Source organism: Kitasatospora sp. NPDC056181 (assembly GCF_042266225.1).
In the GTDB taxonomy this organism is placed as follows: Bacteria; Actinomycetota; Actinomycetes; order Streptomycetales; family Streptomycetaceae; genus Kitasatospora.
Genome location: NZ_JBHJUK010000004.1, coordinates 121,743 through 134,244 on the forward strand (window position 1 = coordinate 121,743; position 12,502 = coordinate 134,244).

The window sequence follows — 12,502 nt, forward strand, 5'->3', positions numbered from 1 at the left end:
CGTCACTCCTTCACTGTGGGTCGGCGGATTCACCGGGGTGGTCAGAAGGGAAAAAGAACAGCGGACGGCACACCGGACGGAATCCGGCGGCAACGCCGGGAGGACCGGCCGCGGGCAGCGGAGGTCCCGCCCGCGATTCCGGTCCGGCATTCCGGCAGGGCATTCCGGCAGGGCATTATCGGCCGGTGTTTTCGGCCGGAATTCCGGGAAGGGTGTGCACGAGGGCGGGAACGCCGCCGGTCAGGCCGTCCGGGCCGCTTCGTCGAGCGCGCGGAGGGCCCAGTCGGAAACGCTGAGGCTGGCCTGTTCGGCCGCGGCCCGCCAGAGCTTGACGCGATCGGCGGTGATCTCCAGTTGCAGGTCGATCCCGCCGCCCCGGCCGGCCTCCCCCTGAGCGCCGTCCGGCCCGCCGTCGGCGCCGTCCGCGGTCGTGTCCGCCGCCTCCGCGCGCTCGTTGAGACTGGCCCGCACCTCGGCGCGCAGGCGATTGCGCGACCACCCGTGGTCCTCCGCCTTGCGCAGCCAGTAATCCTGCTCCGGATCGGCCAGCGAGGCAACCTCCGCGTGGTGGCCGAAGCTGAGCGCGTCCCGCCGGCGGGACAGCGGGAACCGCCGGGCGACCCAGGCGTAGTTCCGCAGCGTCTGGTAATTCAGCGAACAGTTCTCGATCGCTTCGCGATAACGGCCGTTGTAGGCCGTCTCGCCGTGCAGGAGCCAGTCTCCTAGACACCACGCGGACGACGCGTGTACCGTCGACAAAAGGCGCCCCATGAGGACCCATTTTTCGTACGGAAGCCGGTTCGGCAGGTCGAGACCGGTCCGCGGAATAGAGATGGCACCGGCCTCGGCAGCCGGACCGAATTCCATCATTTGTTTCTGTGACTTTGTCACGTCAGCAGCTGCGGCAACAGCGACTGTCATGCTTTCTCCTCGCAGCAGAACCCGCGATGTGCAGGGCGATGGGCGTCCGCGCGAAGTCGGCCGGCGAAGTCAGGGACGCGCACGGCCCGCGGACGACGGAGAAATGTCAGGCTGTTGCAGGCACCATGATCACTGTTTCCCCCGTAATCATCTGTTGTTCACCTGAAGTTTGAATTGCGTTCCCCGTAATGACATCTTGATCATGACAGGACAACCCCAGGGGGTCAAGACTTCAAGGCTTCGGGGGCCGGCCCGGTGAAAAACGGCGGCTATGTCCGAATCACGCCGCTCGCAGCGCGGACGAACCTTTTCGGTGGTGAATCAAGCCGGGACGCGCAGGGCCTTCGGCCGGTCGGTCACGGCCGTCTCCCCCGCCCGCTCACGCCGCACCCGCGGTGGCCGCCGTGCTGTAGGTGCCGGCGGACTGGTCGTACGGCTGCGCCAGGCCGGCCCGCGCCGCGACCGTGCTGTAGGTGCTGGAAGCGGGCGTGTACGCCGGGTCGGTGATGATCTCGCCGGCCAGGACGTCGTCGATCCGGCGCATCGTCTCCTCGTCCAGGCGGACCCCGGACGCCGCGGCGTTCTCCCTGACCTGGTCGGGGCGCGACGCCCCGACGATGGCGGCGGAGACCGCCGGGTTCTGCAGCGTCCAGGCGACGGCGAGCTGGGCGAGCGTCAGGCCGGCCTCCTGCGCGACCGGCTTGAGGCGCTGGATCTTCCCCAGGATCTCGTCGGCCAGGAAGTACCTGATGAAGTTGGAGCCGTGCTCGTCGGTGGCCCGCGACCCGGCCGGCGGGGCCGCCCCCGGCAGGTACTTGCCGGTCAGCGCACCCTGCGCGATGGGCGAGAAGACCATCTGGCCGATGCCGTGCTGCCGGCTCATCGGGACGACCTCGGTCTCGATCACCCGCCAGATCATGTTGTACTGCGGCTGGTTGGAGACGATCCGGTCCAGCCCGAGGTCCTCGGCGATCTTCATGGCCTCGGCGATCTCCTCGGCCCGCCACTCCGAGACCCCGATGTACAGGACCTTGCCCTGCCGCACGAGGTCGTCGAACGCGCGCAGCGTCTCGGCCAGGGGGACGTCGTGGTCGTAGCGGTGCGCCTGGTAGAGGTCGATGTAGTCGGTCCCCAGGCGGCGCAGCGAGGCGTTCGCCGATTCGATGATGTGCTTGCGGGAGAGCCCGCGGTCGTTGGCGCCCGGCCCGGTGGGCCAGTACACCTTGGTGCAGACCTCGACGGACTCGCGCCGCACGCCGGCCAGCGCCTTCCCCAGGACCTCTTCGGCCTTGGTGAGGGCGTAGACGTCGGCCGTGTCGAAGGTGGTGATCCCCTCGTCCAGGGCCGCGGAGATGCACTTGCGCGCGCCGTCCTCCTCGATCTGCGACCCGTGGGTGAGCCAGTTTCCGTAGGCGATCTCGCTGACCTTCAGGCCGCTCCGGCCGAGTTGACGGTATTCCATGCCGATTCCTAGCTGACCGATGGGCGTTCCACCGCTGCGCCCCGCCCCGGAGGAACGGGGGCGGAGCGGGGCGGGCGGCTCAGTAGACGATCTCTATCGATTCCTCGAAGCTCTTCAGGAGCTCCGTCAGGCTCGGGCCGCCCGGTACCTCGCGGTGGCGCCCCATGATGTTGCAGAAGTAGTCGGAGATCAGGTCACCGTCCGGGTGGAGGTGGTGTCCCGGCTCCTTGAAGCAGACGCAGAGGAGGACCTCGTCGCGCTCGCGCAGTTCGTCGAGTCCCTCGATCGCGCGGATGATCCCCGAACCCCGGTGGGGCACGTTGAACCAGAAGTAGGTGGTGTCCCCGTGGGTGTCGGCCTCCGGGCCCGCGGCCTGCGGCCGGCGCAGCGCCGGTCCGGTCCGGCGGTCGAACTCCTCCCGGCCGTCGCAGACCAGGCTGAGGTACATCGCCCGCATGAGGTCCGCTCCGCGGGCCCGGTGCGCGAGGTCGTAGAAGATCCCGCCGGCGCCCGGCCGGGCCGCCGTCTCCAGCACGTAGGGCGTCCCGTCGTGGAACCGGACCTCGGTGTGCGTGGGGCCGTGGGAGATGCCGAGGGCGCGGACGGCGTCGTGCGTCAGGTCGATGACGGCCCGGCGCAGCTCCTCCGGCATCGACGGCTCCAGCGCGTACAGCCGGTCCGGGAAGTACTGCCCGGACGAGACCTGCTCGGAGTTGTTGGCCAGCAGGAAGTCCGCGGCCGGCCGGCCGTCGAACCAGACGGTGTCGACGGAGTACTCGCGCCCTTCGAGGCACTGCTCGACGAGGAACCCGGCGGCCGGGACGCCGTCCTGCGCCATGGTGGTGGCGTTGAGCAGGGCGATCTTGCGGACCTGCTCCAGCAGTTCGGTCTCGGACTCGACCCGCCGGACGCCGCAGCTGGCGAACCCGTGGGTGGGCTTGACGATCGCGGGGTACACGACCTGCGCGAGGTCCAGCCCGGCGCGCGAGGTGAAGTGGGTGCCGCGGGGCGTGCTGACCCCGGCCGCCTGCCAGATCTCCTTCATCCGCGCCTTGTCGCGGGCCGCGCCGGCCGACGCGACCGGGTTCCGGCCCACGCCGAGGGCCCCGGCCACCGCAGCCGTCGCGATGACGTACGGCTCCTGGTTGGTGAAGGCGGCGACGGCCGGGCGGCCCTCGCAGGCCGCCGCGATGTCCGCCGCCACCCGCTGCGGGTCGTCGCGCACGTCGAGCCGGAGCGAGGGGACGCCGGCCGACGGCTCGGCACGGGCGGAGACGAACAGCAGCCGGTCGCCCTCGTCCGCGGCCACCCGCTCCATCGCCCGGGTGAAGTAGTCGGTCGTCTCCACGCAGACGAAGGTGCGGTTCACGACCGCGCCCCCGTGATCCGCCCGGCGTTCGCGTCGACGCGGTCGGCGAGCTCGGACAGTCCGGTGTCCCCGTGCTCGGTGAGCAGGAAGGCCAGCCGGTCGATGCCGAAGCCGACGCACAGGGTGGAGGCGGCCAGCCCGCGCTCGTCGCGGATCCGGAAGGCGTCGGAGAAGTGGCTGCCGTGCTTGTTGAGCGAGGCGCTGGCGACCTTGCGGCCGAGGGTGTGCGAGCGCACGGCCAGCTCGATCTTGCTGTCGGAGACGAGCTGGGCGAACAGCTGCGCGCCGGCGCCGTCGCTGAAGAACATGTCCGAGGCCGTCTCCAGCGAGAAGTCCAGGCCCAGCAGGAGCGCGGTCACGGCCATCAGGTCCAGCAGTTCGCCGTGCATCCGGGCCACCGGCTCGGCACCGCCGACCACGACGCCCTCGCGCATCCGGAACTCGTACAGCCGCTCCTGGTTGTTCAGGTTGCCGGACTCGTCGCGGAAGATCGAGCCGCCCACCGTCATCACGAGGGCCTCGTCCTCGGCGAAGACCTGGTCCTCCAGGAGCTGGTAACAGTGCAGGCAGGCCGCGGGGTTGAGGAGGTCGCGCGGGGCCTTCAGGTAGTCGAGCACCTGCCGGTCCGTGCCCCGCTCGCCCTTCTCGGCCGCCCCGCGCCAGTACGGCAGGAACTCCTCGAACAGGTCGGGGTCGTTGCTCACCGGCGCCACGAAGCTCAGGTGCTGGCAGCCGGTCTCGAAGTACCCCGACCGGTCCACGACCGAGCTCGGGATCATCGAGGGGATCAGCAGCTCCTCCGCGTCGTACGCCTGGGCGATGCAGCGGTTGGCGAACCGGTCGAGCGCTGCCAGCAGCGCGGCGCTCTCGTGCCCGTACACGTTGACACCCGGACGCAGCTGTGCAGCACGGCCGGTGACCGCCCCGCGGCCCGGCCGCCGCGCCACGCGGCGCAGCTCCTCGGAGAGGGCGGCCGCGGCACCTGCCAGGACCTCGGTGGGGAACCGGGCCGGGCGGTCGGCGAGCCAGGCCTCGACCGACGCCGGGTCCCCGGAGTCGAGCAGGGTCCTCGTCCGCACGCCGCGGGGGATCGCCTTGAAGCGCTCCAGGATCTGCCCGACGGAGCGCTCCAGCTTCTCCAGGGGCAGGGCGTCCTGCGAGACGACCGTCAGCTCGTCGGTGCCGAACTCGACCGCGGTGACCTGGGGGAAGTAGAAGCGCAGCTGTGTGGTGAGCGTGTCACGCACCGCCGGCTGTCCGACGGCCGCCTTGATGGTGGTCCTCAGCGTCTCCATCGGGTCACTCAACTCCCAGGAATGCCTTGATCCTTGCCAGCGTCGACACGTCCGACAGCTGGAAGGCCTCGTAGTCGATCTCCTTGCCGAAGTCCGTCTCCATCCGGACCACCAGCCCCATCACGGCCATGGATTCGAGCCCGAGCTGCGTCAACGGGGCGTCCTGGTACTCGTCGTACCGGTCGCAGACCAGGGCGACGGTCTCCTCCGGCAACAGACCGCTGAACAGGGTGCGGATCCATTGGTGGTCCATCGGCGGGGCCTTTCTCGTCCTGGGCTGCCGACGGGCGGGCAGGCGCCGGCCGTCGGGGAATGATCCTTCGGCGACGAATACTCTCAGCCACCGCCCGTACCGCGGCAAGAGATCGTCGGCCGCCGCCCCCGCCCCTCTCCGGCCCCGTGACCTGCTCAACCTCGGCGGTCCGGCCCACCGTTGGCCGGGTCCGTCCCGCCGGCGGGACACCCGCCGGGGCCCCCTGCCCCGCCGGGGCCCGGAGGCGGGCCCCGGCCCGGGGTCTCTGCTAGCGTGGCGCCCGAGGTCCGTCCTCCGGTCGCCCGCGGCCTTCCGCGCACCGGGAAATCCACCTGACGACGGGCCGTCAGGTCCCTATCGTGGGGCCGTGTGCATCCGCCCTCAGACCACCGCCAGGCACTTCGTCTGCCTGCCCTGCCGCGTCTCGGTGAAGCGACGGGCCGCGCCGGGGCACGACCGCTGCCCGCGCTGCCGCGGGCGGCTGATCGACGCGGGGCAGGACCTCGCGGTCCCGAAGCGCCGGGACGACGCCGGCTGGCGGGCGCTGACCGCCGTGCTCGCCGCCGGGGTGACGTTCCACTCGCGGTGCTGCTACGGCCCCGGATGGCGGCCGCGGACGCCGCGCGAGGTGCGGGAGCGGCTCGCGCTGGCGGGCCGGGGCGGCATCCCCGTGGCGGAGGCGATCACCACCCGGGACCTGGACGAACTCAGCGAGCGGGCCCGGGGGCGGGTGCCAGGCCGGTACAACCGCGGAGGCCGTCCCTCCGCTTGAGCGCCGCCTCCGCGGCGGCCCCGGTCGGAAGCAGGACGACCGGGGACCACAAGGGCCGTCCCGCCGGTGGAACCCCTACGGCCCGGCCACCGCACGGGTGACCGGGCCGGGCGGCGGGGCTCGGCGACACCGTGGCGCAGCGCAGAACTCCCCCTGTCGCACGTCGACCGACGCCGACCCGGCCGCGGCCGGGTCGGCCGGCATGAGCCGGCATGAGCCGGGGATCAGCTGGGGTCGGGGAAGGACATCACGGTGGGGAGAAGGGTGAAGCAGCGATCGAATCCCTCGCTCTCCATGTCGATGACGTGCCACATCCGCTGACCGGTCTGCGGCCCGACCACTCCGTCGGCGCTCAGCCCGGAACGCTGCTGGAACTCCTCGACGGCGTCCTCGGTACGCGGGCCCCAGACGCCGTCGATGGTGACCAGTTCGCCGACCGTCCCCATCCCGGCCCACTTGACCGCACGCTGGACGCACTTGACGGCCTCGCCCTGGGCGCCGTACCGGATGTACGGGGCGCCCTTCGCGGCCTGGGCGGTGCCACCGCCGACAGTGCCGACGACGGCGCAGGCCAGGCCCACTGCGCCGAGGGCGCGGACCGTGCGGGACTTGATCTTCATGGTCGGAACCTCCGAGGGTTCGGTACAGGGCGAGTCGCTGACGAACGGCCGGACGGGGCGCTCCCCGGTGCCGCCGACGCAGCGTATCCAGCGAAGTGATCTTCGGAACCGGACATGCGAGGCGCGTGCCCGTCCCAACCCCCTCGTGGGTCCGTCTCACCGCTGTGACCTGGGCATTGACAGGGCGTCTCAACCTTTGGTGGAGACACGTGAGGACGAATCGGCCTGCCGAGGCCGCGCCTGCCTGCCCACCTGCCGATCCACTCGCCCGCCGGCCGAGGAGGAACGGGTACCGACGAACTCAGCGAGCGGGCCCGGGGGCGGGTGCCAGGCCGGTACAACCGCGGAGGCCGTCCCTCCGCTTGAGCGCCGCCTCCGCGGCGGCCCCGCTCTGCGGAACGGGCACGCCCTGGCCGTCGACGGTGGCCGGGGTGAACACCTCGCCGGTGACCTTGCCGGCCGAGGTGAGGGTCAGCGTCGTGACGCCGGTCTCGTTGGAGAACGCGTAGTTGGACGTGCCGTACCAGAGGAAGTTGCCGAAGCCGTACCCGACGTAGGTGTTGCCGAGCATGCCCGAGCCGAGCATGGTGTGCGCGTGCGTGCCGACCACCGCGGTGGCACCGGCCGCCGCGAGCTTCTTGGCGATGGCGCTCTGGGGGCCGGTCGGACAGGCCTTGCCCTCGTCGCCCCAGTGCAGGTAGACGATGACGACGGGCGCCTGCTGCTTCGCCGCCTCCACCGCCTTGACCAGCGCGGGGGCGTCCAGCGCCGAGGCGATGCCCGGCTTGTTGGCACCGGCCCGCCACTTCTGGTTGGTGATGTCCTCGACCTGGCTGGCGGCGACCACCGCGACCTTCACGCCGCGGACGGTGGTGACGTACGGGGCGTACGCCTCCTTGGCGTTGTGCCCGACGCCGACGACCGGGATCGGCGAGGCGTCCTTGGCGGCGAGGGTGTCGGCGAGGCCGTCCGGGCCGAAGTCGACGGCGTGGTTGTTGGCCATCGAGACGACGTCGACGCCGGAGTCCTTGAGCGCGGTGAGCGCCTTGGGCGAGGTGCGGAAGGTGTAGGTCTTCGACTCGGGGGCGCCGCGGTCGGTGATCGCGGTCTCCAGGTTGAGGACGGCGAGGTCCGCGTCGGAGAGGGCCCTGGAGATCGGGCCGAGCGCCTGCTCGGGCGCCTTCACGGCGAGCCGGGCCTCCGTCCGGCCCTCGAAGTGGACGTCGCCGGCAAAGGCCACCGTAATGCTGCCGTCGGGCCGGGGCGCGGCGGCGCTGCCGGACGGGGCCGGCGCCGCAGTGCCGCTCGCGGCAGCGGAACCGTCGGCCGTCGGCCCGGCCGCGTCGGCGGCGGGCGTGGCCTTGGCCGGCGCCGGGTCGTCCGGTCCGCAGGCGGCCACGGGTATCAGCCCGAGCAGCAGTGCGACGGCGGCCGCGACACGGCGCATGTGAGATCCCCCCGGGGTCGATTCAAGAGCGGTCAGCCTACGCCACTCCCCCGCGCGTCCTTCGCCCTGCCTCCACACCTTGTTCGTCGAACGGCGAGCCCCCCGGACCGGACGCGCGGGCCGGACCGCCGCAGGCCGGACCGTCGCAGGACCACCCGGCCCAATCGCCCTCCCCGATGCGGCCGTCCCGTCCCTGGCGCGTCCGGCCCTGCGGCGCGCAGCGTGGAGGGTACGGCGGCCGTCCGCGCGTGCGGGGCCCCGGGACCGTGAGGCGGTGGGTGATGGAGGGCGCAGGGATCACACCGGGCACCACGGCGGGCGCCGCCCCGGACGGCTCCACCCACGGGCGGATCGTGGTCGGGATCGACGGCTCGGCGCCCTCGAAGGCGGCGCTGCGCTGGGCGGTCGGGCAGGCGGGGCTGACCGGTGCCCACGTGCACGCCGTGGCCGCCTGGGAGTACCCGTCGCTGTACGGCTGGTTCGCGCCGATGACGGACGGCGGCTTCGAGCGGTCGGCGCTCCGCACGCTCACCGCCGAGGTGAACGAGGTGGTGGGCCGCGACCGGCCGGTGGAGATCCGGGAGAGCCTGGTGCTCGGGCACGCGGCCGAGGTGCTGCTGGGGGCCGCCGAGGGGGCGGACCTGCTGGTGCTCGGCAGCCGGGGGCGCGGCTCCTTCACCCGGACGCTGCTCGGCTCGGTGAGCGCCCGCTGCGCCGTGCACGGAGTCTGTCCGGTGGTGATCGTCCGCGCGGACGGCACGGCGTCCGCGCCGCCGCACACGGCCCGGGCCGTGGCCACCGTGGAGAGCGGCGGGGAGAGCCGCGGGGAGAGCCGCGGGGAGGGCCGCGGGGAGGGCCGCGGGGAGGCGACGGTCCGCACCAAGGACTGGCAGCTGAGCCTGCACGTGGTCGAGGACGGGGACACCACCCGGGTGCACGCCGTGCTCGACGCCGACGGCAGTGTGCTGCACAGCGACGCGCTGGCCCGGCGCAACCCGGTCGACGACCCGGCGCCGGCGGTCGGCGACGACTTCGCGGTCGGCCGGGCCCTGGTCGACCTGGGCCACCAGTTGCTCCGCGCCGGCACCCGTTCCGCCACGGGCCCGGCGGAGCGGGCCGGCGGCTGACAGAATTCGAAGGACGGACGACGGACGCCAGAAGACGGATGACAGACACGCAGATGACCGACTCTGCCGGCCCGGCCCCGGGCACCCCAGCACCCTCCCGCGAACCGCACGGCACCCCCAGCCCCGGCCCAGCTTCCGGGCCCGGACCCACACCCGGCCCCGCCTCCGACTTCACCCCCGCCGAGCGCGCCCGCGGCCGCGCGCTGCGCCGTGCGCAGGTGCCGTGGGCGCTCGGCGGGCGGCTGGCCGGCCTGGCGCTGGCGCTCGCGCTCGGGCTGACGCCCGCCGGGGCGGGGCTGGTGACCGCGGTGGGCGGCTGGTTCGGCGGCTCGCGGACGGCGGAGGTGCTGGCCGGAGCGGCCGCGCTGGTGGTGCTCGGGCAGGCGGTGCAGCTGCCGTTCGGCGCGGGCGTCCGCTCGGCGCGCGCCCGGTACGGGCTGGTGACCCAGGGCTGGGTCGGCTGGGCGGTGGACGCGCTGCGCGGGCTGGCGCTCACCCTGGTACTGGCCCTCCCCGTCGCCCTCGGGCTGTTCGCGCTCACCGCGTGGTCGCCGGACCACTGGTGGCTGCCGGCGGCGGGCGCCGCGGCGCTGCTCACGGCGGCGCTCTCGTTCCTCTACCCGCTGCTGGTGGAGCCGGTGTTCAACCGCTTCACGCCGATGCCGCCCGGCCCGCTGCGCAGCGCGCTGCTGGCGCTCGCCGACCAGGACGGTGTCCGGGTGCGGGACGTCCTGGTGGCGGACGCGTCGCGACGGACGACGGCGCTGAACGCGTACGTGTCCGGGCTGGGCGCGACCCGTCGGATCGTCGCCTACGACACGCTGCTGTCGACCGCGGAGCCCCGCGAGGTGGAGCTGGTGGTGGCGCACGAGCTGGGGCACGTCAAGCACCGGGACGTGCTGACCGGCACGCTGCTGGGCGCGCTGGGGGCGGCCGTGGTGGTCGCCCTGCTCGGCCTGCTGACGGGCTGGGGCCCGCTGCTGTCGGCGGCCGGGGTGGCGGACGTCGCCGATCCGCGCGCCCTGCCGCTGCTGGCGGCCTGCGCTTCGCTGCTGGGCGCACTGTCGGGCCCGGTGCAGTGCGCGACGAGCCGCCGGATCGAGGCCCGGGCGGACCGGCACGCGCTCGAACTCACCTCGGACGCCGAGCAGTTCGTCGCGATGCAGCGCAGACTGGCTTTGGTCAACGTCTCCGACGTCGACCCGCCGCGGGCGCTTGAGCTACTGTTCGCCACTCACCCGAGCGCGACCCGCCGGATCGCGGCCGCCCGCGCCTGGCAGGCCTCGGCGCCCGACGGGACCCGGACCGGCTGACCGGCACGTCCGACCGGCCCACGGCCGGGCGACGCAGCCGGGCGACACGGCCGGCCAGGGCACGCAAGGAGCCAAAATCGTTGTATAGTGCAACAAATTCTCCCGAGGAGGTAGGTCCGCCGTGCCCGGCCGCGATACGTCGATCGACACCATCCAGCGCGAGCTGACCGCCTTCGCCCGGCGCGCCCGGCACAAGGCCAGCCAGCTGCACCCGGACCTCTCCCTGGTCACCTACAGCATCCTCGACCTGATCAACGAGCGCGGCGGCTGCCGGGCCGCCGACGTCGCGATGCACTTCATGCTGGACAAGTCCACCGTGAGCCGCCAGGTCACCGCGCTGGAGAAGCTCGGCCTGCTCCGCCGCGAGGCCGACCCGGACGACCAGCGCGGCCAGATCCTGCGCGCCACCGCGGCCGGCCTCACCCTGCTGCGCGAGGCCAACGAGCAGCGCCGGGCCTCCTTCACCGCCCGCTTCACCGACTGGTCGGACGAGGACGTCGCGCGGTTCGCCGACTACCTCGCCCGCTACGGCGCCCAGGACTGAGCGCCGGCGCACCCGGGCGCGCCGGCGCCGGGCACCGGCTGACCCGGACCACGCCCCGGACGGCGGCCCGCCGACGTGCGGTGCACAGCCCGGACGGTGTACAGAGGAGAGGTGCCACTTCGGCAGCGTCCCGGTGACGGCCGCCGGTCGTGGCGGCCCGGCCGCCGCGCTCTGACGGTGCTGGCGCTCGCGCTGATCCTGGCGATCACCGTCGTGGACATCCTCGCCCCGCCCGACATCCACCTGGGCCCGCTGCTGATCGTCGCCCCCGCGCTCACCGCCTCCTTCGCGGGCGCCCGGGCCACCACGGTCATCGCCCTGCTCGCACTCGCCGCGCTGACCTTCATCGGGATCCAGCGCGACGGCCTCTACACCGCCAACCACGAGACCCAGCTCGGCGCGCAGGTCGCCGTCTCGGCGCTGATCGTCGGCCTGCGGGTGCTGCGCGACCGGCACGAACGGGAGCTGGCCCAGGTCCGCTCGGTCTCCGAGGCGGCCCAGCGCGTCCTGCTGCGCCCGCTGCCGGACCGGATCGGGCCGCTCCACCTCGCCTCCGTCTACCTGGCCGCCGAGGCCGAGGCGCAGGTCGGCGGGGACCTCTACGCCGCGGCCCGCACCGCGACCGGCACCCGCCTGCTGGTCGGCGACGTCCGGGGCAAGGGCCTCTCCTCGCTCGGCGACGCCGCCCTGCTGCTCGGTGCGTTCCGGGCGGCCGCCCACCTCCACGCCGAGCTGCCGGAACTCGCCACCTACCTGGACGGCAGCGTCTGCTGGGACCTCGCCCAGCTCGGCGAGCAGAACCGGCTGCGCCGGGCGGTGGCGGGCGCCGTCCCGGGCCCGGAGGGGGACGGGCCGGCCACGGACGACAGCAGCGAGTCGTTCATCACCGCCGTGATCCTGGACATCCCGGACGACGGCTCCGTCCTGCGGCTGATCGACTGCGGCCACCCGCCCCCGCTGCTGCTGCACGCCGACGGCATCACCACGCTCGGCGCCCGCCACCCCGCTCCCCCGCTCGGTCTCGGCGAGCTGGCCCCGACCGCGTACGAGGTGGAGGTGTTCCCGTTCGTCCCCGGCGACCGGCTGCTGATCTACACCGACGGCGTGATCGAGGCCCGCGACGCCGAGCGGCGCTTCTACCCGCTCACCGAGCGCGTCACCGCCTGGCGGGACGACCGTCCGACCGCCCTGCTGGGCCACCTGCGCCGCGACCTGCTCGCCCACGTCGGCGGCCGGCTGGACGACGACGCGGCGATCGTCGTGGTGGAGCGGCTCGCCTGAGCACACCCCGCCCGAGCGCGGCCCCGGGGCGGGCGCCGCCCCGGGCGGGTCACGCCCGGACGGCGTCACCCGGACGGCGTCACCGGGGTCACGGGCGG

12 protein-coding genes are annotated in these 12,502 nt (G+C 73.4%); 5 read left to right on the top strand and 7 right to left on the bottom strand.

Going from position 1 to position 12,502, the window contains the following annotated elements; genetic code table 11:
* Positions 1 to 240: 240 nt before the first annotated feature.
* The 5 genes from ACFC1F_RS03460 to ACFC1F_RS03480 form a co-directional block, all read right to left on the bottom strand.
* Complete coding sequence (locus ACFC1F_RS03460; protein ID WP_376155338.1) at positions 241 to 921, bottom strand: LmbU family transcriptional regulator; 681 nt, start codon at positions 919 to 921, stop codon at positions 241 to 243.
* A 379-nt stretch (positions 922 to 1,300) separates the two neighbouring features.
* Positions 1,301 to 2,383 (bottom strand): aldo/keto reductase family protein, encoded by a 1,083-nt coding sequence (locus tag ACFC1F_RS03465; RefSeq protein ID WP_376155339.1) that lies wholly within the window; start codon positions 2,381 to 2,383, stop codon positions 1,301 to 1,303.
* A gap of 79 nt (positions 2,384 to 2,462) precedes the next feature.
* Entirely contained in the window at positions 2,463 to 3,752 is a 1,290-nt protein-coding gene (locus ACFC1F_RS03470) for an ATP-grasp domain-containing protein (protein ID WP_376155341.1), read from the bottom strand.
* Positions 3,749 to 5,047: a hypothetical protein gene (locus ACFC1F_RS03475; protein ID WP_376155342.1), complete on the bottom strand. Its 1,299-nt coding sequence runs from the start codon at positions 5,045 to 5,047 to the stop codon at positions 3,749 to 3,751. The genes ACFC1F_RS03470 and ACFC1F_RS03475 overlap by 4 nt, the downstream gene beginning before the upstream one ends.
* 4 nt (positions 5,048 to 5,051) lie before the next feature.
* Positions 5,052 to 5,300, bottom strand: a complete 249-nt coding sequence (locus ACFC1F_RS03480; RefSeq protein WP_148641959.1) for an acyl carrier protein — start codon at positions 5,298 to 5,300, stop codon at positions 5,052 to 5,054.
* Between the two features lie 367 nt (positions 5,301 to 5,667).
* On the opposite strand from ACFC1F_RS03480, the gene ACFC1F_RS03485 reads away from it, so the two are divergent.
* The gene (locus ACFC1F_RS03485; RefSeq protein ID WP_376155344.1) at positions 5,668 to 6,072 is read left to right on the top strand and encodes a hypothetical protein; all 405 of its coding nucleotides are present in this window, start codon (positions 5,668 to 5,670) and stop codon (positions 6,070 to 6,072) included.
* A gap of 224 nt (positions 6,073 to 6,296) precedes the next feature.
* On the opposite strand, the gene ACFC1F_RS03490 is transcribed toward ACFC1F_RS03485, so the two are convergent.
* On the bottom strand, positions 6,297 to 6,692 hold the full coding sequence (locus tag ACFC1F_RS03490; protein ID WP_376155346.1) for a peptidoglycan-binding protein: 396 nt from the start codon (positions 6,690 to 6,692) through the stop codon (positions 6,297 to 6,299).
* Between the two features lie 301 nt (positions 6,693 to 6,993).
* Positions 6,994 to 8,139: a CapA family protein gene (locus ACFC1F_RS03495; protein WP_376155348.1), complete on the bottom strand. Its 1,146-nt coding sequence runs from the start codon at positions 8,137 to 8,139 to the stop codon at positions 6,994 to 6,996.
* 281 nt (positions 8,140 to 8,420) lie between these two features.
* Between ACFC1F_RS03495 and ACFC1F_RS03500 the strand changes: the two genes are divergently transcribed.
* From ACFC1F_RS03500 to ACFC1F_RS03515, 4 genes are all read left to right on the top strand, one after another.
* Positions 8,421 to 9,266, top strand: coding sequence for a universal stress protein (locus ACFC1F_RS03500; protein ID WP_376155350.1), 846 nt, complete (start codon positions 8,421 to 8,423; stop codon positions 9,264 to 9,266).
* Between the two features lie 53 nt (positions 9,267 to 9,319).
* Positions 9,320 to 10,579 carry a M48 family metallopeptidase gene (locus ACFC1F_RS03505; RefSeq protein ID WP_376155352.1) on the top strand — a complete coding sequence of 420 codons (1,260 nt, stop codon included), beginning with the start codon at positions 9,320 to 9,322 and terminating at the stop codon, positions 10,577 to 10,579.
* Between the two features lie 121 nt (positions 10,580 to 10,700).
* Entirely contained in the window at positions 10,701 to 11,123 is a 423-nt protein-coding gene (locus tag ACFC1F_RS03510; RefSeq protein ID WP_376155354.1) for a MarR family winged helix-turn-helix transcriptional regulator, read from the top strand.
* 111 nt (positions 11,124 to 11,234) lie between these two features.
* Positions 11,235 to 12,404, top strand: a complete 1,170-nt coding sequence (locus tag ACFC1F_RS03515; protein ID WP_376155355.1) for a PP2C family protein-serine/threonine phosphatase — start codon at positions 11,235 to 11,237, stop codon at positions 12,402 to 12,404.
* The last annotated feature ends 98 nt before the right edge of the window (positions 12,405 to 12,502 follow it).

Coding starts and splice junctions, on each gene's coding strand:
- ACFC1F_RS03460 (WP_376155338.1), bottom strand. CDS start 921: ATGACAGTCGCTGTTGCCGCAGCTGCTGACGTGACAAAGTCACAGAAA.
- ACFC1F_RS03465 (WP_376155339.1), bottom strand. CDS start 2,383: ATGGAATACCGTCAACTCGGCCGGAGCGGCCTGAAGGTCAGCGAGATC.
- ACFC1F_RS03475 (WP_376155342.1), bottom strand. CDS start 5,047: ATGGAGACGCTGAGGACCACCATCAAGGCGGCCGTCGGACAGCCGGCG.
- ACFC1F_RS03480 (WP_148641959.1), bottom strand. CDS start 5,300: ATGGACCACCAATGGATCCGCACCCTGTTCAGCGGTCTGTTGCCGGAG.
- ACFC1F_RS03490 (WP_376155346.1), bottom strand. CDS start 6,692: ATGAAGATCAAGTCCCGCACGGTCCGCGCCCTCGGCGCAGTGGGCCTG.
- ACFC1F_RS03495 (WP_376155348.1), bottom strand. CDS start 8,139: ATGCGCCGTGTCGCGGCCGCCGTCGCACTGCTGCTCGGGCTGATACCC.
- ACFC1F_RS03500 (WP_376155350.1), top strand. CDS start 8,421: ATGGAGGGCGCAGGGATCACACCGGGCACCACGGCGGGCGCCGCCCCG.
- ACFC1F_RS03505 (WP_376155352.1), top strand. CDS start 9,320: ATGACCGACTCTGCCGGCCCGGCCCCGGGCACCCCAGCACCCTCCCGC.